Raw genomic sequence first — 18,067 nt, 5'->3', positions numbered from 1 at the left:
GGGCCGAGGGTTTGAGGTTCACCGGCTACAAGTCGCTCACGGCCCTCTCGAAGGGTCAGATCCCCGGCCCCGAGGGATCGATCGGAAAGCTTTCAGCGGCCCGACTCGGCACACGCGCCGCCGACGTCGCCCTGGCCATCATGGGTGGCGACGGGATGCTGATGCACAAGGACACGGCGGACGCCGGCGTCTGGCAGATGGGCTTGTTGAGCAACCCCGCGATCCGCATAGCGGGCGGGTCGGATGAGATCCAGCGGAACATCATCGGTGATCGTGTGCTGGGTCTGCCCGGCGAACCCCGGCTGGACAAGGACATCGCGTTCAAGGACATCGTCAGCGGTTGACTTCCGGGTGCTCGCGCACCGGCGGCGCTGCTCCGAGAGCAGATCCCTTTACATCATGGGTCCCATCACAGTAGGGTCTCATCATCGGTGACTGCCCGTGCCAAAGACGACTCGGGCTTTCGTCGAGAAGATCTCGCCGCACATGGAGGTGCTGGATGAGTCGATTGGGCAGAAGCCTCGGCGGCATCGGATGACCCGCCGAGGATGAGGGTTGCGGTGTGTGCTTTTCGCACCTACCGTTAGCGATCCCGTTCCGGCACCCGCAGGCGCCGAGACGGTACCGGTCCAACGCAACGACGCGTGGGACTGCAACGGACGGAGCCCGCGCAGCGGGCGACGGAGGAGGAGCAATGAGGCTACTTGAAGGCATCCGTGTGATCGAACTGGGGGGTGGGATCGCCGGTTCTTACGCGACGAAGATGTTCGCGGACTACGGGGCCGAGGTCATCAAGATCGAACCTCCCGAGGGCGACGAGACTCGCCGGATGGCGCCGTTCATCGGAAACGAGGAGGGGATCGACCGCTCCGCGGTGTACCTGCACAACAACACCGGCAAGAAGTCCGTCGTGCTCGACCTGAACCGGGAGAGCGATCGCGAGAGCCTGAAGAAGCTCGTCGCGACGGCCGGCATCGTGGTCGAGTCGTTCAAGCCGGGAGTTCTGGCGGGATGGGGACTCGGGTACGAGGATCTGCTGGCCGTGCAGCCGACTCTCGTGCTCACCAGCATCACCCCGTTCGGACAGAACGGCCCGTACGCCGACTACGAGGGTTCGGAGCTGATCTACTACGGCATGGGCGGACCGATGCTCGGCAACGGATCCGCCGACCGCGAACCGCTCAAGCTGGGCGGCTACATGCAGGTGTATCAGACCGGCAATGTCGCGGCACTGGCAACACTGGCCGCCCATATGGTGGCGGAGGAGCAGGGCGAACCGAGCCACGTCGACATCTCCGGATTCGAAGTGGGCCTGACATCCCCTGACCGGCGCACGACCTTCCTGGTCAACTACGCCTTCAACGGCGAGAGCAGCGTTCGCGGCGACCTGCTGGGCGGCATCCTTCCCAACGGCGCGTACCCCACCGACGACGGGTACGTCCAGATCATGATCACACAGGCGTGGCTGCCGCGCATGCTCGCGACGGTCCAGGATCCCGACATGAACGCGTACTTCGGCGAGGTGGCCGCGAACCCGGCGCTGTTCCCGCGGATCGAAACCAAGGAGGCGATCGACGCCGGGATGTACCCCTGGCTGCTGTCACGCACGAAGGAGGAGGTCATGGAGCAGGCCCAGGAGCACAAGTGGCCGGTGACCTCCATCAACTCCCCCGCCGAGGTGATCCACAACAAGCACTTCGCCGCCCGCGGCTTCTTCCACACCGTGGACTATCCCGCCGTCGGTCCGGTGACGCACATGGGCGCCCCGTTCAACGTCGACGCGGGGTGGGACATCGCGCAGGCGCCGAAGCTCGGCGCCGACACCGAGGCGGTCCTCGGATCGCTGTGAACCGCGCACTGCCGACAATGATGACAAAGGAGTGATCATGGCGCACCTGCCGTTGCAAGGCGTGCGGGTCATCGACTTCACCGTGGTGTGGTCGGGCCCGTCCGTGACGATGTATCTGGGTGATCTGGGCGCGGAGGTGATCCGGGTGGACAACCCGTGGGTGTTCCCCAGCAGCACCCGCGGCCTGGTCGCCCGCCCTTCTCCACAGATGATGGCGATGATGGGCATCATGGGCGGTGCCTACCCGGACCGCGACCCCGGCGAGAGGCCGTGGGACCGGGCAGCCATGTTCAACATGCATGCGCGGGGAAAGAAGCTCGCGACGCTGGATCTGAGGAAGGAGTCGGGGCGGGAGCATTTTCTGAGCCTCGTCGAGAAGTCCGACGTGCTCGTGGAGAACAACAACATCACCGTGCTCGAGCACCTCGGGATCGACCCCGAAACCCTCCACAAACGCAATCCGAAACTGGTGATCCTGCGACTGCCCCCGCTGGGGCAGGACGGCCCCTACTCCACCTACCTCGGCCTGGGCGCGCACTTCGAAGCGCTCGCCGGCGTCACTGCGGTCCGCGGCTATGCCGACAGCGCTCCGGCGACCACCACGAGCGTGTTCCAGATGGACCCCGCCGCGGGAGCCACCGGGGCCTTCGCTGTGGTCGCGGCGCTGCGCCGCCGCGCGCAGACCGGAAAGGGCGAGGTGATCGCGCTCCCCCAGGTCGAGAACGAGATGCAGCATCTGGGTGAAATGTACCTCGACGCCGCCTCCACGGGAAATCCCAGCGCACCGATGGGCAACCGGGACCGCAACTACCTTCAAGGCGCGTACCCCGCCGCAGGCGAGGACAAGTGGGTGAGCATCACGATTCGCGGCGACGCGGACTGGGCCGAGCTGATCGCCGAGATGGGGAATCCCGCGTGGGCCGCCGATGACCGGTTCACCACGCAGGCCGGCCGGCTTGCGGCCCAGGACGAGATCGACGAGCAGATCCGGACGTGGACCTCGGGCCGCAGTCGGGAGGACACCTTCCATGCCCTCCAGTCACGGGGCGTTCCGGCCGGCCCGCTCTACAACGAGGAGGACGTGTTCAACGATCCGCACGTCGCGGCCCGCGGCATGCTCCGCGAGATCGAGTCCGCCCATGCAGGTACCTACAAGTACCCCGCGCACCACTGGCACTGGACGGGTCCCGACCTCAAGTGGGAGCCCATCAGCGGCATGGGGCTCGACAACGAGTACGTATACAAGCAGGTCGTCGGCCTGACGGATGCCGAATATCAGCAGGCCATCGATGACGGGCACATCGCCGAGGGCTACTGGAATCCGGACGGCACCTACGCGTGACACCGGTGACATGGTGAAGGCCGGGGCGTGCGCCCCGGCCTTCACCATGTCACAGCGGTCACTCCAGCGTCAGGCCGTGGTGAATCCTGCGAGGGGGTTTTCTGCGCAGGCGCTGACGGGTGGCGCTTGGATGTCTTCGCGTCGGCTGATGGTGACGCGTACCGGACTCATTCCGTCGCGGGGACGGGGTGGTGTGGTTCGGTGCGAGTGGTCGCCGGTGGGTTGAGGGATACCACCACCGGTGTCTTTGCGCTTCGCGAGTTCCTGCTCACCGTACCCCTGAACACATTCCGGGTCAGGCCCGTCGAGGGGCAGCCCGGTGAAGAACTTCGCCGCCATGCACCCGCCCTTGCAGGTATCGAAGAACTGGCAGGATGTGCAGGCACCACCGGACTGCGGTTCCCGCAACCGGGTGAACAGGTCGGAGTGACGCCACACCTGCGCGAACCCGCCCTCGTCACGGACACTGCCGGCGAGGAACTCGTCATGGATCGCGAACGGGCACGCGTACACATCACCGACCGGATCGATCAGACACACCACACGACCCGCACCACACAGGTTCAAGCCCGGGAGCGCTTCACCATACGCCGACAGGTGGAAGAACGAATCCCCCGTGAGGACCTGGTCACCATGAGCGACGAGCCAGTCGTACAGCTCACGCTGCTGCGCCTGTGTGGGGTGCAGTTCATCCCACACGTCCGCTCCGCGACCCGACGGACGCAACCGGGTCAGACGCAACTGCGCACCGTATTCGTCGGCGATCGCCTTGAACTCATCCAACTGACCGATGTTGGTGCGCGTGCACACGACCGAAAGCTTGAAGCCCTTCATCCCCGCATCACGCAGGTTCGCCATCGCGCGCAACGCGGTCTCGTACGAACGAGGCCCCCGGATCGCGTCGTTGACCTCGGCGGTCGCACCGTCGAGCGAGATCTGGACGTCGACGTAGTCGTTCGCCGCGAGAGCGGCCGCCGCATCCGGAGTGATCTTCACCCCATTGGTCGAGAACTTCACCCCCACATGGTGCGCAGTGGCGTACTCAAGCAACTCCCAGAAGTCCGGGCGCACCGTCGGCTCACCGCCACCGATGTTGACGTAGAAGACCTGCATCCGCTCCAACTCGTCGAACACGGCCTTGCACTCCGCCGTACTCAACTCGCGCGGATCACGCCGGCCGGAACTCGACAGACAGTGCACACACGACAGATTGCACGCGTACGTCAACTCCCACGTCAAGCAGATCGGCGCATCCAACCCACGCTCGAAATGATCAACCAGCCGCGCCGGACGCACCGGCGCCTCGATGGTGGCCATCAATAGACGCCGCACATGCCGTCGATCGATACTTCCTCGACGAGCGAGTCGACCTCGATGACCTCGTATGCGACGGCCGTGGAATCAGTCGATCGGGCTTGCGTATCCATGGGATGCTCCTTGCGTCAGCAGGTCGGTGTTGTCGTGCACTCTGATGTGGACGATACTAATGACACCGAGTGCCGAAGGGAAGCGTCACGGACGCGTGAGTTTCGGCCGAGCACGCGAAACGACCGCCGAGGGACGGAATCCATGACCGGTGCGCGAGAACTGATCGCACAGGTGCTCGACGACGGGTCGTTCCGCTCGTGGGACTCTGCGGCGCAGACACCGGGCGCGGACCCGGACTACGTCGCCGCTCTCGCGCGCGCGGGAGAGCGATCGGGTGCCGACGAGGCCGTGTTGACCGGGGAGGGGATGGTCGACGGACACCGCGTGGCGGTCGTCGTCGGCGAGTTCGGCTTCCTCGGCGGGTCCATCGGTGTCGCCGCGGCGGAGCGGATCATCGCCGCCTTCGACCGGGCGACCGAGCAGCGGATACCGGTGCTCGCGGCACCGATCTCCGGCGGCACCAGGATGCAGGAGGGGACGCGCGCCTTCGTGCAGATGGTGTCGATCTCGACCGCGGTGGTCAGGCACAGGGCTGCGGGCCTGCCCTACCTCGTCTATTTGCGCAATCCCACGACGGGTGGAGTCTTCGCCTCGTGGGGGTCGATGGGGCATGTGACTGTCGCCGAGCCCGGCGCGCTCATCGGATTCCTCGGCCCGAAGGTGTATCAGGCGCTCTACGGCGAGCCGTTCCCCGAGGGCGTGCAGACCGCCGAGAACCTCTACCGCCATGGTCTCATCGATGCCGTCATCGACGCGCGGCACTTGCGCTCCCTCGTCACGACGGTCCTCGGCATCCTTGCTCCGGCGTCGATGATTCCCGTATCCGCACCCCGCCCGGCGTCTGCGCCGGGCGAGATCGACGATTGGGAGATCGTCATGCGCTCGCGCGCGAGGGGCCGTCCCGGGCTGCGCACGCTTCTCCGGCGTGCGTCGGCGTCGACGATCCCGCTCAGCGGCACAGGCCGCGGCGAGTTCGATCCCACTCTGTGGCTCGCTCTCGCCTCGTTCGCCGGGCGTGGTGCCGTCGTGCTGGGCCAGGACCGTCGCGCGCAGACGCGCGAGTCTGCGCTCGGGCCCGGTGCGCTCCGCGTCGCCTCGCGTGGTGTGCGGCTCGCCGAGGATCTGGGGCTGCCGATCGTGACCGTGATCGATACGCCCGGGGCAGCGCTCTCGAAAGAGGCGGAAGAAGGCGGTCTGGCCGGAGAGATCGGCCGTACGATGGTCGCGCTCGCGGGAGCTCGCGTCCCGGTCGTCAGCGTGCTCCTCGGTCAGGGGGCCGGCGGCGGCGCGATCGCACTTCTCCCCGCCGATCGGATCATCGCGGCCGAGAACAGCTGGCTCTCGCCGCTCCCGCCCGAGGGCGCCAGCGCGATCATGCACGGGACGACGGACTTCGCGCCGGCGATCGCCCGTCAGCAGCGCATCGCGTCGTGGCACCTGTTCGAAGACGGAATCGTGGACGAAGTCGTCCCGGAACCCGCCGAGGATGCGGAGGCACTCTGCGACAGAGTCGCCGCGGCGATCGCGCGTGCGGTGGGTGAGCTCGCGTCGGCGTCGATCGATGACCTCACCGCTCGACGGGGCATGCGCTTCCGCGTGCGCTGATCGGCCAGTCCACGCGATCGCCGTGGAGTGCGGGGATCGCTCCTCGAGGCCGCGGCAGCTCACCCGGGCAGGTGGCGGTGCTTCCAGCCCGCGGCGGTGCGGGTGTACTCCACGCGGCGGCTGGGAGCGTCGGGGTGTGACACCCAGAACAGCAGGCGGTGCGGCGAGACTCCGTATCCGACCCAGTTGTCGGGCTGCACGGGATCGGGTACCCGTGCGGCATACGCCGCCCAGCGCTGCTCGCGCTCCGCGCGCGGCAGGATGGCGGTTTCCGCGTCGTTGAGCCACGCGAGCTGGCGCAGGTAGGGAGACCGGGTCTCGTACGCGCGCGATGCCTCGTCCGGAGGAGCCGCTTCGGCGGTCCCCTGCACCACCAGCTGGCGCGTGAAACCGGGCCAGAGGATCGTGAGCGACACTTTCGGATTCGCGGTCAGATCAGCGACCTTCTGGCTCGCAGAATCGGTGTGGAAGAAGAAGCGCTCTCCGTCGAATTCGCTCAGCATCACCGTCCGCCCGCGGGGGAAGCCCTCGGCATCCACCGTCGAGACGGTCATCAGCATGCGGTCTTCTCCGTCTGCCGGCAGCCACTCCTTCGCCAGGGCGGTCGGGTCGGCGGCGGGGCTGTCGGATTGCACCGGGTCGGTCGCCCGATCGATGAGCGGCACCTCGACGATGAGTCGGCCGTCGATTGATTCCACAGGTCCCCCTAGCCGAACTCGAAGCCGTCGATCTCGGTCAGCGCCTCGCTGACGAAGTCGACTCCACGCTCGAAGATCAGTCGGCCGTCGGCCGGGTTCGCGCCGGTCGCGTCGCCGATCACGCCGGTCGGTCCGAAGTCCTCGCTCGTCCAGCCGAACATGACCGGTTTGCGGTTGAATCCGATGTGCGTCATGCCCGCGATCTTCTCGGGCACGTTTCGCGGCGGCATCTCCGGAGCCACCAGGTGCGGCGCCAGGTGCATGACGATCGAGGTCTCGCCGAAGCCCGCGTGAATGCCCTGACCCCTCTCGTCGGGGCGGCCCTCTTCGCCGTCGCCCGGGATGCCCGCACCCGCCGGCATCGAGAACGAACGCAGGCCGAAGCGGCGCCGCAGCTCGCGGTTCGCCCAGCCCAGCAGCATCACGTTGCCGCCGTGTCCGTTGACGAACGCGACCGTGCGCACCGGAGTCATCGCGACCGATCGCCCCAGCTCGATCAGCTGGTCGAGCAGGGTCGTACCCTCGATCCACAGGGTGCCCGGGGCCCAGTGATGCTCGTCCGACTTGGCGTATTGGATCGTCGGCAGCAGCCAGGCCTCGATCCCGGATGCGCTCACCCGTTCCACCGCGGCCGATGCCACGGCCTCGGCGACCAGAGCGTCGGTGCGCAGCGGCAGGTGCGGACCGTGATGTTCAATCGCTCCGATGGGCACGACCGCGATCGAGCGGCCGGAGGTCGCGGCCACGAGCGAGGGGCCGGAGAGGTCGGCCCAGTTGCGCGACGCGGGGAGGAAAGGGCCGGTCATCGGATCGCGCCCTTGATCGGACCCGCGTACTCCGGATTGAGCTTGCCGGGGTTGAGCAGCCCTTCGGGGTCGGTGTTCGCCGCGAGCGCAACCGTGTCGTTCAGTCGGAAGTCCACATTCCACTGGTGCGGGTTGTGCACGCCGACGCCCAACGCGCCGAGCTGGGCGATGCCCGCGTACACCGCCTCGGGGCTCTCATACACGCCGGCCAGCATCCCGATCGGCCCGGCATGCCCCGCTTCGACGTGCAGCAGCCCGCCCGGGTAGACGGCATGCACCTCGTCGATGCGGTCGACGAGCGCGTCGCCCGACACCTCGACATGGAAGTAGACGCCCGGCTCGGACTTCTGCAGCCACTCGATCGGGTGGTTGTAGCTGAGCACCGAGATCGCCGCGGACACGCCGGGCCCCTCGCGCACGTCCTCGATGCGCCCGCCCGCGATGGAGATGATGGCGGATGCCTCGGCCACCAGCGATGCGTCGACGATCATGCGCAGCGAGCTGCGCCCGGCCGGGAAGACGTCGTCGGGCGGAAGCTGGGCCGTGATGTGCGGGGTGTCGGCCGACACCAGGCGCGGGGCCGGCCTCAGCCGGCCGAGTGTGCGCAGCACCGAGAGCGAGCCCGCGAAGTCAGGAAACGAGGCATAGAGCCCCCGCCAGTCCTGGAGCGGCTCCAGTCGCACGGTCGCCCGCGCGATGATGCCCGCGGTGCCGTAGTTGTGCACATACCCGAGCGTTTCGTCGCCCTCGACGTGCAGCAGCACCCCGCCTGAGGCCGGCGTGACGACATCGAGAGCCGCGACGAAGCCCGCGTCGTTGCTCCCGTGCGCAATCGTCCCGGTGCCCCCCGAGCCGCCGGCGAGAAATCCGCCGATGCTCGAGTGCACCGTCGACGGATAGATCCACAGCTGCTTGCCCTCGGCGCGCGCGGCCTGTTCGAGCGCATTCATAGGGGCCCCGGCATCCGCGGTGATCGTGTCGTCGTCGATCCCGACGATGGTTCGGGCGCGTGAGGTGTCGACCACGAGCCCGCCCCGCATCGGGATCGCCTGCCCGTAGTTTCCGGTGCCCTTGCCTCGCGGCGTCACGGGAACCCCGTGGTGCACGGCGAGCGCGACGGCCGCCGCGATCTGTTCAGCTGTGGTGGGGAAGGCGACGAGATCGGCGACGCCGAGGGGCAGCAGCTCCGAGATGATCGGCGACATGCGTGCGCCGTCGACGGATGCCTTCTCTCGCTGCCGCATGTCGCTGCTGACGCCGCGGGTGCCCAGCAGGTCGTTCAGGTCGGCCTCGAGCGCGGCGTAGTCGGGGTGGTTCATGTGTTTCCTCTCTTTGCCTCCGCCGCGTGGGCTTGGCGGCGCCGTGTGGGCGGGGCCGATAGCCTGCACGCATGACGGATGGGGCGGCGGGCCCGCGTGCGCGGCGGGGCGACATCGATGACTCGGTGCGGGAGCTGGGGGCACGCATCCGCGCGCTGCGCAAACGCCGGGGCATGACGCTGACGCAGGCGGCGACCGCGGCCGGGCTGTCGCACTCGTTCCTCAGTCAGGTCGAGCGCGGTCGCGAGCGGCTGAGCATGGTGTCCCTGTTCCGCGTGGCGAACGCCCTGGGTACGACGCAGCAGGACTTGCTCACGGAAGAGCCGCCCGAGCGGCCCGCGGGCAGCTACCACGTGTACCGGCAGCGGTCGGGTTCGACGGTGGATGCCGGCTCGGGCGCGGTCGCCGTGCTCGCAGCGCAGCGGGCGCGGTTTCTGCCGATGATCTTCTCGGGTGCTTTCACCGACGACGGAATGTGGTGGGAGCACGACGAGGAGGAGTTCGTCTATGTGCTCGAGGGCGAGCTGATCGTCGTGCTGGGCGACGCAGAAGTGCACCTGCAATCGGGCGATGCCACGTATTACGAGAGCGGGGTGCCGCACAAGTGGCGCACCCCGGAGGGCATGAGCTGCCGGATGCTGGTGGTCAAGGAGCAGCAGCACAATCGCTGAAGCGGATCCGCGGGCCGCGCACGGGGACTCGGCGGTCACGGGCTGCCCCCGCCGAGTTCGGCGGCGACCGTGGCGAGCGCCCGGGCATACGACTGCTCCTCGCCGTCCCGGGCGCCGCCTGCGATGACGACGCCGCGTACACCCGGAACGTCGAGCAGCGAGCGGGCATAGGACAGCGCCAGGCGGATTCCTTCGCGACGCATGTCGCGAGCGGCGAAGAGACGCTGCAGGTATCCGGTGGGGAGTGTCGCGGCGTGGAACGACGCGAGCAGCTCGGCACCGTCGCGATCGACGACGAGCGGGACGCCTGGCAGCAGGGGCGCGCGCGCACCGGCTTCGACGCAGCGCTCGACGAACCGGGCGACATCCTCGGCGTCGCCGCAGTACTGCGTGAGGCACAGGCGCCCTCCGGCGCGCTCCTTCTCGCGCACCCGCGCACCGCGCGCGGCGACCGGGGGTGCGTCGGGGGACTCCGCAAACGATGTGAGAAGTCCGAGTTTGCTCGCGAGAGGCAGCAGCGTGGTCGACTCGAGGTCGAAGACGGGCTGCGCGTCGGGGCGGTCGCCCGTGCGGGTGTGATCGCCCGTGACGCAGTGCACCCCCGCGACGCCGGTATCGCGGAGCGCCGCGAGTTCGCCCTCGAGCGCCACACGGTTGCGGTCCCGGGCATTCAGCCCGATCCACGCGCGCATGCCCGACCGTGCCATCAGCGCGGCGCGGTAGGCCGGCGGGAACTGGGTGCGCGAGTGCCCCGCGTCGCCCGACAGCACGGCATCGGTGCTGCCGCGCAGCACGTCGGCGGTGCGGGCCACGTCGCCGGAGTCCATCGCCCGGGCGGGGAATCCCGTCATGATCAGCGGTCGGCGGGCGAGGATGTCGAGGACTTCGGTGCCGGCGGCCGTACCGACAGCGGGGCCGTGCGCAGCGTCGCCGGGTCCGGTCCAGCTGATGGGAAGGGTCTCGCCGAGGAACACACATCGGCTCGGGGCCACTTCGCATGTGCCGTCGGCGTTCACCCCGCCGCACGGTCCGTAGGCCATCGTCTTGGGACACTCCGCGTGACGGGCGGGCGCTTCGCTCGAAGTCAGCACGTCTGCCGCCCGGCCAGACTGCGCGCGTGAGCGAGATGAGCGGCCTCGCGCCGGCCCGCGCCGCGCTCCCGACCCGGGGCCGCGGCAGCGGGAGGGCACCGCGGACCCGGGGGGAGACGTGTCATGTCAGTTGGGCGGTGCGCCGGTCAGTCCATCGAGATCGACGTGTCGACGAACTCGTTCGTGTACAGCGAGTCGATGTCGATCGCATCCGCATCCGTCTGGGTCAGCGAGCCCGACTCGATGAGGAACGGGACGAAGTCGTCGAGGATCGACTGCATGCGCTCGGGATCGAACTGGCCGAACACCCCCGAGGCGGGGTCGTTCTGCACGATGCCGAGCTCGACCTGCTGCTGCACCGAGAAGTCGGCGACACCCGTTGAGTACGTCCAGCCTGTGTCGTACTGCTCCACGAGATCGACGATCAGGTCGTTGGTCTCGGCGGGATCGTTCAGGTAGTCCAGCTGGGACTGCTGCATGATCGGCACGAGTTTCGCGAGGCAGTCGCTGTACTCCTCCACCGCGTCGGCGCGCACCGCCAGCGGCTCGGGGTAGATGGAGTAGCCGACATCCGAGATCAGCTGGTATCCGACCGGCTTGCCCCACTCCGGGATCTCGTTCTCGTAGATGTACGGCTCGGCCGTCGCGAACCCCTGCTGCAGGATGCTCGGGTCCGACACGAAGCGCTGCGGCGTGCCCTCGTAGCTCAGGTCGATCTGCGACTGGTCGATCATGCCCTGGGACTCGAGAAGCGCGGGAATGATGTCGCCCGATGTCACCACGGGCGCTCCGTCGGCGGCGGCCTCCTCGATCGTCTCGGCGCCATCGTGGCTCTCGGGGTCCCACATCAGGATCTGGGGGCTCCAGGTCAGCTGCGAGGTCACCGCGACGGTCGGCTGGTCGGCTGCGGCCACGATCGCGGCATCCGTGTTCACGGCACCGATGAGGATGTCGGTGTCGAGGTACATCAGTGCCGTCACGGGCTGAAAGTTCACGTTGGGTCCGCCGGGGCGCACCTCGACATCGACGCCGGTGTCCACGCCCTGTGCGACGAGGGTGCCGGTGACGGTCTTCATCTCGGTGTCGACCGTGTAATCATCGCCCACGAGGGCGTACATGGCGCCGTGCTCCGCTTCCGGCTGCCAGTCCTGCTGCATCACCACGGTGGCGGGGCAGACCTCCGACAGGTCGAGCGGGCCGCCGGCTTCGGCGGCCGGTGCGGACTCGCCCGGCGCGGCGGAGGCGTCGGTGGTGGGTTCGCTCGAGCACGCGGCGAGGCCGATGGCGAGCAGGATGGCGGCGCCGGCGGTCAAGGCGGACCGGAGGTGCACGGTCGGGGTCAGTGTCAGCAAGGGTTCCTCCAGATGTGTGATGCGGCTTGGGGCAGGACGGTCAGGTGTTCTTTCGTCCGAACAGCCGGCCGACGATGGCGCGGTCCAGAGCGGCGAAGATCGAGAAGACGAGGACCCCGAAGAGTGCCGTGAAGATGATCGCGAGGAACAGCGACTCCATGTTCAGTCGCAGCGTGTAGGTGCGCAGCAGGCCGCCGATGCCCTGCGAGCCCTGCTGGAAGAAGAAGTCGCCCACGATCGCGCCGATGACGGCGAGACCGGCGGCGTTGCGCAGACCGGTGAAGATCGCGGGGATCGCCGCGGGCAGCTGCAGCTTGGTCAGGCGCTGCCATCTGGTGGCCTTGTTGAGGGTGAACAGGTCGTGGGCACTGGCCTCGGCCGACTGCAGTCCGAAGAGCGTGTTGGAGATCATGGGGAAGACGGCGATGATGACGCAGACCGCGACGCGCGCGGGAATGCCATAGCCCATCCAGATCCCGATCAGCGGCGTCAGGGCGAGAATCGGGATCGTCTGCAGGATGACGGCGTACGGATAGAGCACGCGTTCCGCGATGCGCCACTGCGACATCAGGATGGCCCACGCCATGCCGATCGCGACGGCGAGCGTGAGCCCGATCAGCGCGACGCTGATCGTCTGACCGAGTGCGACGAGCATGGGCCCGATCACCTTCGTGTTGCCGAACGTCTCGCCGAAGACCTCGTGCGGAGGAGGAAGGAGGAATCGCCGATCCTCGCTGAGGAACAGGTAGGAGACGGCGTACCAGATCACCAGGATGCCGAGCAGCGCCAACACGATCGGCAGGGAGCGGGAACCCGCAGCTCCCGCCGCGCGCGCGAACCTCCGGGTGCCGCCGGGTGCGGGTGCGGGAGCGGGAGTGAGGGCGATGGGGGCCGCGTCGGTCACGTGTGGAGTCGGCGCGGTGAGGGTCTTCTGGCTCATGAGTTGTCCTCCAGCACCTTCGAGATGTGGCCCGCGATACGGCCGAACTCGGGGTCGTACCTCAGCTCGGGCGGTCGCGGGTACGACCACGGCAGTTCGACATCGTCGACGATGCGACCGGGCCGTCCGCTCATCACGAGCACCCGGCTGGAGAGGTACACGGCCTCCGAGATCGAATGGGTGATGAACATCGCCGCGAACGACTTGATCTGGAAGATGCGCTGCAGCTCGACCTGCATTTTGAGCCGGGTGATCTCATCCAGCGCGCCGAACGGTTCGTCGAAGAGCGCCAGTTGCGGTTCGGCCACGAGCGCGCGGGCGATCGACACGCGCATGCGCATGCCGCCGGAGAGCTGGCGCGGATGCTGCTTCTCGAAGCCGAGCAGTCCTACCAGAGTCAGGGCCTCCCGCGCGCGTTCCGCGCGTTCTCTCGGTGAGACGCCCGCAAGCTCGCCGACCAGTTCGACGTTCTTCTGCGCCGAGCGCCACTCGAGCAGGGTCGGATCCTGGAAGACGAAACTCGTCACGGCGGCATCCACCTCCAGCCGGCCGGCGCTGATGGTGTCGAGCCCCGATGCGAGGCGGAGGAGGGTGGACTTGCCACAGCCGGACGGCCCGACGACAGAGACGAACTCGCCGCGCGATACCGAGAGCGAGATGTTGGCGAGGGCCCGCGTTCCCGTGGCGAAATCCTTGGTGACGTCGTCGAGTCGCAGCGTGGACGCGGTCGAGGTGAGGGTCATATGCGCAGCTCGCTTCTCTCCCGGAGTGGGGCAGCGGTGGTGTGGGTGCTGCGGGTGGCGACGACGCGTCCGCCGCGGATGACGATTCGGTCGGGCGCGCGCTCGGCGAGGGCCTCGCCCACTGATGCGGCCCGCACCAGGACACCGTCGGCGGCGTCACCGATGGCTCCCGTCGCAGGGGGCAGACCGAGCACCTTCCTACCCGCCGCGACGACCTGCCATGCGCGTCGGGGCGGGAGGTGGCCGGCCAGCACGAGAGCAACGGCGACGTCCACCATGTCGCCGTTGCCGAGTGGGTTGAACGGATCCTGCACATTGTCTCCACCGGCGGCGAGGACGATTCCCGCGTCGAGGATGGCGGCGAGCGGCGGGAGCGCGCGGGGCATCGCGCGCGGATGGTCCCAACCCTGCAGGTAGAGGTTGGTCAGGGGGTTGGCGATGATGCTCACGTGCGCCTCGGCGGCGGCGTCGAGAGCTGCGGCCAGCCGGGCGGGGGGCTGGACGGCCAGGCTGACGCAGTGGCCCGCCGACCGGGTCATGTGCGCGGGCCAGTCGACGGTGCGTCGCGCGAGATCGATGAGGTCAAGCGACTGCGGGTCCAGCGTCTCGTCGGTGTGCAGATCGATGCCGATGCCCGCGGATTCGGCGAAGGCAGCAGCGCGATGGATCTCTCCGCGGGGGTCGTCACTCAGGTGCGGGGCGGCCCCGATCAGATCTGCGCCGAGCGCGATGGCATCGCGGATGATCGCGTCATCGGTCAGTTGCCCGTGCATCGCGACGATCTGCACATCGACGAGCCCGCGGTAATCGTCGCGGGCCTCGAGCACCGCGCGCAGCCCGCGCAGCGGATCGCCGCCCTCGTGGTAGTTCACGTGGGTGCGAACGGCAGTGACCCCGGCACGCAATGCGGCATCCAGCTGCCGGCGGGCGTGTTCGGCGATCTGCTCTTCGCGCAGTGCAGCGCCGTGCTGCTGCCAGCAGGCGACCGCGTCGTCGAGCGAACCCTCCGGTTCGCCGAACAGGCTCCACGTGTAGGCCTTGTCGATGTGGGCGTGCATGTCGGCTGCCGGCGGCAGAAGCAGCCAGCCGGCCGCGTCGATGTCGGCCGCGACGTCGGTCGCCTCGTCGGGCTCGGCGAGGCGACCGACGAGTCGCGTGGTGTGTGCAGCGCCGGTGATGACCGGGCCGGCGACGCGGCCATCGACGAAGCGGATGCCGGCGGTCGCGCCGTCGGCGAGGGTCACATCGTCCAGACGCGCGATGAGCTGCCCGGGCAGGAGATCCTGGGGGAGCGTGACGGGCATGCGGCGTGCCTTTCGCATCGGTTCGAGACCGTGGCATCCTGTTGGTCTGGCCAACAATTGATCGTGGGACACATTCAACGCGTACCGTGTTTCGCCGACGCACAGGCCGTGTTGCAGACCTGTTACGCATGCAGTCCGCCGGCGTCTGCGCCACGATCCTGGACGGGCGGTGGATGCGGGGGAGGGACAGACGGACAGTGAGCTTCTTCAGCGACGTGGAGCGCGACCTCGTGGTCGCCGCGCGCTCGGACGTCGCCGCGGGCGTCGTGATGATCGACCTGGCGTCGCCCAACGGGCGCGATCTGCCCGTGTGGACGGCCGGGTCGCACATCGACCTGATCCTGCCGGCGATCGACGGGAGCGGGCCGCTGGAGCGGCAGTACTCGCTCTGCGGCGACCCGGGCGATCGATCGAGGTGGCGGATCGCTGTGCTGCGCGAGGATGAGGGCCGTGGCGGGTCGGTGCGCGTGCACGAGCTCGTGGCGGTCGGCCAGCGCATCCGCGTGCGCGGCCCCCGCAATCACTTTCCCTTCGTGGCGGCTCCGGGCGAGCGCTGTGGATTCGTCGCCGGCGGCATCGGCATCACGCCGCTGCGGGCGATGGTCGCGGCGGCGGATGCGGCGGGCGTCGACTGGACCCTTGATTACGCGGGGCGCTCGCGCGCGACGATGGCGTTCGTCGATGAGCTCGCCACTGCTCATCCGGCGCGAGTGCGCGTGTACGCCGCAGACGAGGGTGCGCGGCTGGATGTGACGGCAGTCGCTGAGCAGTCGAGGCAAGGTGCCGCCGTGTACGCCTGCGGACCGTCGCGCCTGATCGAGGCGCTCGAGCGGGAGCTGTCCGAAGCACCCGAGGGGACCCTGCACGTCGAACGGTTCGAGGCCAAGGAGTTCGGCGAACCGGTGTGGCCCGGCCCGTTCGAGGTGGAACTCGCCCTGAGCGGCGACGTCGTCGTCGTGGATCCGGGCGAATCCGTGCTCGATGCCATTCGGGAGCAGTCGCCCGCGACGACCGTGCTCTCGAGCTGCCGGCGCGGCACGTGCGGCACGTGCGAAGCACCCGTGCTTCAGGGTGAGATCGAGCACCGCGACTCGATCTTGACGCCCTTCGAGCGCGAGGAGTCGGCCGTCATGATGGTGTGCGTCTCGCGGGCGGCGGGCCCGCGCATCGTGCTCGACCTCTGAAGACGTCGCCGGGCCGCGGCGCTGCTCGGCCGATTCAGCCTGACTCGGGCCGGTTCAGGCTGGTTCAGGCCACGAGGCGCCGCTCGAGCGCGGCGACGAGGTCGTGCTCGTCGGCGCTGACGAGCCGGTAGTCGCGCACGACGACTCTGCCGCCGATCACCACGTGTCGTGGGCGGCGCCCGGGTGCCGCCCACAGCAGTCCCGCGACCGGGTCGGCGACGCCCGCATCTGCGGCACCCGAGACATCCCACACGCACGCGTCCCCGCGTGCGCCGGGTCGAAGGTGCCCGATGTCCGTGCGCCCGAGACCGGCAGCGCTGCCGGTCGTGGCCATGCCCAGCACCGTGCGAGCCGGCAGCTGTGGGCCCACGAGCGCTGACACCTGCATCGCGAGGCGCGCATCGGCGAGCAGGTGACCGGCGTCGTTCGATCCGCCGCCCGATGTCCCGAGGCCGACGGCGACTCCGGCATCGAGGAGTCGTGCGACGGGTGCGACTCCCCACCCCATCGGCACGTCGCATCCGGGCGCGTGGGTCGCGGTGACCTCATGTTCCCCGAGCAGCGCGATCTCGGCATCCGTGACATCGCACAGATGCGCGATGGTGACGTCGGGAGCGAGCCATCCCCATTCGTCGAGCAGATCGAGCGGGCGTCGGCCGTAGCGCTCAAGGGCGACCGCCGTGTCGACCTGCTCGTTCGCCTGCGTGCGGCGGCGCAGCCCGTGTCGGCGGGCCACCTCCCCGAGCGAACGGAACGTCGCTTCGGGGTCGGAGTGCACGCCCGCGGGGCCGACCGCGACCTGCAGCATGCCGTCGGCCGTCACGCCGCCCGCGTGCCCCGCGGTGAGAAGATCCGCCACGATGGCCTCCGCGCTCGCGGCGGCCGCCTCTGCGTCATCGCGCGCCGATCCGCGGACGAAGACGATGCGCGCGCCGAGCGCCGTCGCGGCGGCGGTGACCGAGCGAGCGATGGCGACGGTGTCGGCGATCGTGTCGCCGCCGGATCGTGTCGCCGCCGGATCGGGCCAGTTCAAGTGGTGATCGGCAACGGTGGTGACGCCCGAGAGCAGCGCTTCCGCCAGGCCCACAGAGGCTGTCGCGCTGGTGAGGTCGGCATCGATGCCGACGGCTGCATATGCCGCCGCCATCGCCGGCAGCCAATCGCGCATCGCGACTCCGCGCGTGCCGGGCAGCGTGCGAAAGCCCGTCTGCAGCAGATGGTGGTGAGCGTTGACGAGGCCCGCCGTGACGATGCAGCCCGTGGCGTCGAGGGTCTCGCCGCTGGGCACGGGCTGCGCGACGGCGAGCACCGTGCCTTCGCGCCCGATGACGAGCGCGCCGTCTCGCTCGCTCTCGGCGTCGACCACGATCCGGTCGGCTCCGGTGATCGACAGCATCCCGCGGGGTGCGTCCGCACCGGTCGGAGATGGACTAATCGCGGCCACGCGCCGCGAGCTCAAGGAGTGCGACGACGTCATCGAGGCGCCGTTCGGCGGAGTCGGCGACGGGGGCGAGAAGCAGCTCGGTCACCCCGGCCGCCTCGAAGGCGGCGATTCTGCTGCGCAGCCGGTCGGGATCGCCGAGAAGGGTCACTCCCTCCACGAGCTCGTCGGGAACTGCGGCCACCGCTTCGGCGCGGCGCCCCGCGAGGTAGAGATCCTGGATCTCGGCGGCCTCGGCTTCGAAGCCGTAGCTGGAGACGACGTCGTTGTAGAAGTTCTTGCCCTTGGCTCCCA

General features: G+C 68.9%; 18 protein-coding genes. 6 read left to right on the top strand and 12 right to left on the bottom strand.

The window, feature by feature from the left end; all coding sequences use genetic code 11:
* The 3 genes from QZV81_RS09290 to QZV81_RS09280 all read left to right on the top strand — a co-directional run.
* Nucleotides 1–344 (top strand): acyl-CoA dehydrogenase family protein (locus tag QZV81_RS09290; protein ID WP_292836192.1); only part of this gene is annotated, 344 nt, incomplete at its 5' end.
* 350 nt (nucleotides 345–694) lie between these two features.
* A complete protein-coding gene (locus QZV81_RS09285) occupies nucleotides 695–1,849 on the top strand; it encodes a CoA transferase (RefSeq protein ID WP_292836189.1) in 1,155 nt (384 codons plus the stop codon).
* A gap of 37 nt (nucleotides 1,850–1,886) precedes the next feature.
* Nucleotides 1,887–3,191, top strand: coding sequence for a CoA transferase (locus QZV81_RS09280; RefSeq protein ID WP_292836186.1), 1,305 nt, complete (start codon nucleotides 1,887–1,889; stop codon nucleotides 3,189–3,191).
* Nucleotides 3,192–3,260: 69 nt separating this feature from the next.
* On the opposite strand, the gene mftC is transcribed toward QZV81_RS09280, so the two are convergent.
* Both mftC and mftA read right to left on the bottom strand, forming a co-directional pair.
* Entirely contained in the window at nucleotides 3,261–4,508 is a 1,248-nt protein-coding gene (mftC, locus tag QZV81_RS09275; RefSeq protein WP_292836183.1) for a mycofactocin radical SAM maturase, read from the bottom strand.
* The gene (gene mftA / locus QZV81_RS09270; RefSeq protein ID WP_292836180.1) at nucleotides 4,508–4,618 is read right to left on the bottom strand and encodes a mycofactocin precursor MftA; all 111 of its coding nucleotides are present in this window, start codon (nucleotides 4,616–4,618) and stop codon (nucleotides 4,508–4,510) included. Before mftA ends, mftC begins: the two co-directional genes overlap by 1 nt.
* 142 nt (nucleotides 4,619–4,760) lie before the next feature.
* On the opposite strand from mftA, the gene QZV81_RS09265 reads away from it, so the two are divergent.
* Nucleotides 4,761–6,224 (top strand): carboxyl transferase domain-containing protein, encoded by a 1,464-nt coding sequence (locus QZV81_RS09265; protein WP_292836177.1) that lies wholly within the window; start codon nucleotides 4,761–4,763, stop codon nucleotides 6,222–6,224.
* A 59-nt stretch (nucleotides 6,225–6,283) separates the two neighbouring features.
* On the opposite strand, the gene QZV81_RS09260 is transcribed toward QZV81_RS09265, so the two are convergent.
* The 3 genes from QZV81_RS09260 to QZV81_RS09250 are packed head-to-tail and all read right to left on the bottom strand — an operon-like array spanning nucleotide 6,284 to nucleotide 9,047.
* The gene (locus QZV81_RS09260; RefSeq protein WP_292836174.1) at nucleotides 6,284–6,922 is read right to left on the bottom strand and encodes a pyridoxamine 5'-phosphate oxidase family protein; all 639 of its coding nucleotides are present in this window, start codon (nucleotides 6,920–6,922) and stop codon (nucleotides 6,284–6,286) included.
* A gap of 8 nt (nucleotides 6,923–6,930) precedes the next feature.
* Complete coding sequence (locus QZV81_RS09255) at nucleotides 6,931–7,728, bottom strand: creatininase family protein (RefSeq protein WP_292836171.1); 798 nt, start codon at nucleotides 7,726–7,728, stop codon at nucleotides 6,931–6,933.
* Entirely contained in the window at nucleotides 7,725–9,047 is a 1,323-nt protein-coding gene (locus tag QZV81_RS09250; protein ID WP_292836168.1) for an FAD-binding oxidoreductase, read from the bottom strand. Before QZV81_RS09250 ends, QZV81_RS09255 begins: the two co-directional genes overlap by 4 nt.
* 71 nt (nucleotides 9,048–9,118) lie before the next feature.
* Between QZV81_RS09250 and QZV81_RS09245 the strand changes: the two genes are divergently transcribed.
* Nucleotides 9,119–9,718, top strand: a complete 600-nt coding sequence (locus QZV81_RS09245) for a cupin domain-containing protein (protein WP_292836165.1) — start codon at nucleotides 9,119–9,121, stop codon at nucleotides 9,716–9,718.
* Nucleotides 9,719–9,753: 35 nt separating this feature from the next.
* On the opposite strand, the gene QZV81_RS09240 is transcribed toward QZV81_RS09245, so the two are convergent.
* From QZV81_RS09240 to QZV81_RS09220, 5 genes are all read right to left on the bottom strand, one after another.
* Nucleotides 9,754–10,809: a methylenetetrahydrofolate reductase C-terminal domain-containing protein gene (locus QZV81_RS09240; RefSeq protein WP_292836162.1), complete on the bottom strand. Its 1,056-nt coding sequence runs from the start codon at nucleotides 10,807–10,809 to the stop codon at nucleotides 9,754–9,756.
* A gap of 146 nt (nucleotides 10,810–10,955) precedes the next feature.
* On the bottom strand, nucleotides 10,956–12,161 hold the full coding sequence (locus tag QZV81_RS09235) for a hypothetical protein (RefSeq protein ID WP_292836159.1): 1,206 nt from the start codon (nucleotides 12,159–12,161) through the stop codon (nucleotides 10,956–10,958).
* A gap of 40 nt (nucleotides 12,162–12,201) precedes the next feature.
* Entirely contained in the window at nucleotides 12,202–13,101 is a 900-nt protein-coding gene (locus QZV81_RS09230) for an ABC transporter permease (RefSeq protein ID WP_292836156.1), read from the bottom strand.
* Nucleotides 13,098–13,844, bottom strand: a complete 747-nt coding sequence (locus tag QZV81_RS09225) for an ABC transporter ATP-binding protein (protein ID WP_292836154.1) — start codon at nucleotides 13,842–13,844, stop codon at nucleotides 13,098–13,100. The genes QZV81_RS09230 and QZV81_RS09225 overlap by 4 nt, the downstream gene beginning before the upstream one ends.
* Entirely contained in the window at nucleotides 13,841–15,148 is a 1,308-nt protein-coding gene (locus QZV81_RS09220) for an amidohydrolase family protein (protein WP_292836152.1), read from the bottom strand. The genes QZV81_RS09225 and QZV81_RS09220 overlap by 4 nt, the downstream gene beginning before the upstream one ends.
* 197 nt (nucleotides 15,149–15,345) lie before the next feature.
* Between QZV81_RS09220 and QZV81_RS09215 the strand changes: the two genes are divergently transcribed.
* Nucleotides 15,346–16,332: a PDR/VanB family oxidoreductase gene (locus QZV81_RS09215; RefSeq protein WP_292836150.1), complete on the top strand. Its 987-nt coding sequence runs from the start codon at nucleotides 15,346–15,348 to the stop codon at nucleotides 16,330–16,332.
* Between the two features lie 64 nt (nucleotides 16,333–16,396).
* Here the strand turns inward: QZV81_RS09215 and QZV81_RS09210 are convergent, their stop codons facing one another.
* Together QZV81_RS09210 and QZV81_RS09205 are read right to left on the bottom strand one after the other, a co-directional pair.
* Complete coding sequence (locus tag QZV81_RS09210) at nucleotides 16,397–17,728, bottom strand: amidohydrolase family protein (protein WP_292836147.1); 1,332 nt, start codon at nucleotides 17,726–17,728, stop codon at nucleotides 16,397–16,399.
* 34 nt (nucleotides 17,729–17,762) lie between these two features.
* On the bottom strand, nucleotides 17,763–18,067 hold a 305-nt coding region (locus tag QZV81_RS09205; protein WP_292836144.1), incomplete at its 5' end, for an LLM class flavin-dependent oxidoreductase.

The organism is Microbacterium sp. (assembly GCF_011620665.1).
In the GTDB taxonomy this organism is placed as follows: Bacteria; Actinomycetota; Actinomycetes; order Actinomycetales; family Microbacteriaceae; genus Microbacterium.
Note: the sequence above shows the minus strand (reverse complement) of the source record. Positions and strands in the feature narration are given on the sequence as shown.

Excerpts from the sequence above, each read along its gene's own strand:
- QZV81_RS09265 (WP_292836177.1), top strand. The coding sequence starts at position 4,761 with ATGACCGGTGCGCGAGAACTGATCGCACAGGTGCTCGACGACGGGTCG.
- QZV81_RS09225 (WP_292836154.1), bottom strand. The coding sequence starts at position 13,844 with ATGACCCTCACCTCGACCGCGTCCACGCTGCGACTCGACGACGTCACC.
- QZV81_RS09280 (WP_292836186.1), top strand. The coding sequence starts at position 1,887 with ATGGCGCACCTGCCGTTGCAAGGCGTGCGGGTCATCGACTTCACCGTG.
- QZV81_RS09285 (WP_292836189.1), top strand. The coding sequence starts at position 695 with ATGAGGCTACTTGAAGGCATCCGTGTGATCGAACTGGGGGGTGGGATC.
- QZV81_RS09220 (WP_292836152.1), bottom strand. The coding sequence starts at position 15,148 with ATGCCCGTCACGCTCCCCCAGGATCTCCTGCCCGGGCAGCTCATCGCG.
- QZV81_RS09255 (WP_292836171.1), bottom strand. The coding sequence starts at position 7,728 with ATGACCGGCCCTTTCCTCCCCGCGTCGCGCAACTGGGCCGACCTCTCC.
- QZV81_RS09230 (WP_292836156.1), bottom strand. The coding sequence starts at position 13,101 with ATGAGCCAGAAGACCCTCACCGCGCCGACTCCACACGTGACCGACGCG.
- mftA (WP_292836180.1), bottom strand. The coding sequence starts at position 4,618 with ATGGATACGCAAGCCCGATCGACTGATTCCACGGCCGTCGCATACGAG.
- mftC (WP_292836183.1), bottom strand. The coding sequence starts at position 4,508 with ATGGCCACCATCGAGGCGCCGGTGCGTCCGGCGCGGCTGGTTGATCAT.
- QZV81_RS09250 (WP_292836168.1), bottom strand. The coding sequence starts at position 9,047 with ATGAACCACCCCGACTACGCCGCGCTCGAGGCCGACCTGAACGACCTG.
- QZV81_RS09210 (WP_292836147.1), bottom strand. The coding sequence starts at position 17,728 with ATGCTGTCGATCACCGGAGCCGACCGGATCGTGGTCGACGCCGAGAGC.
- QZV81_RS09245 (WP_292836165.1), top strand. The coding sequence starts at position 9,119 with ATGACGGATGGGGCGGCGGGCCCGCGTGCGCGGCGGGGCGACATCGAT.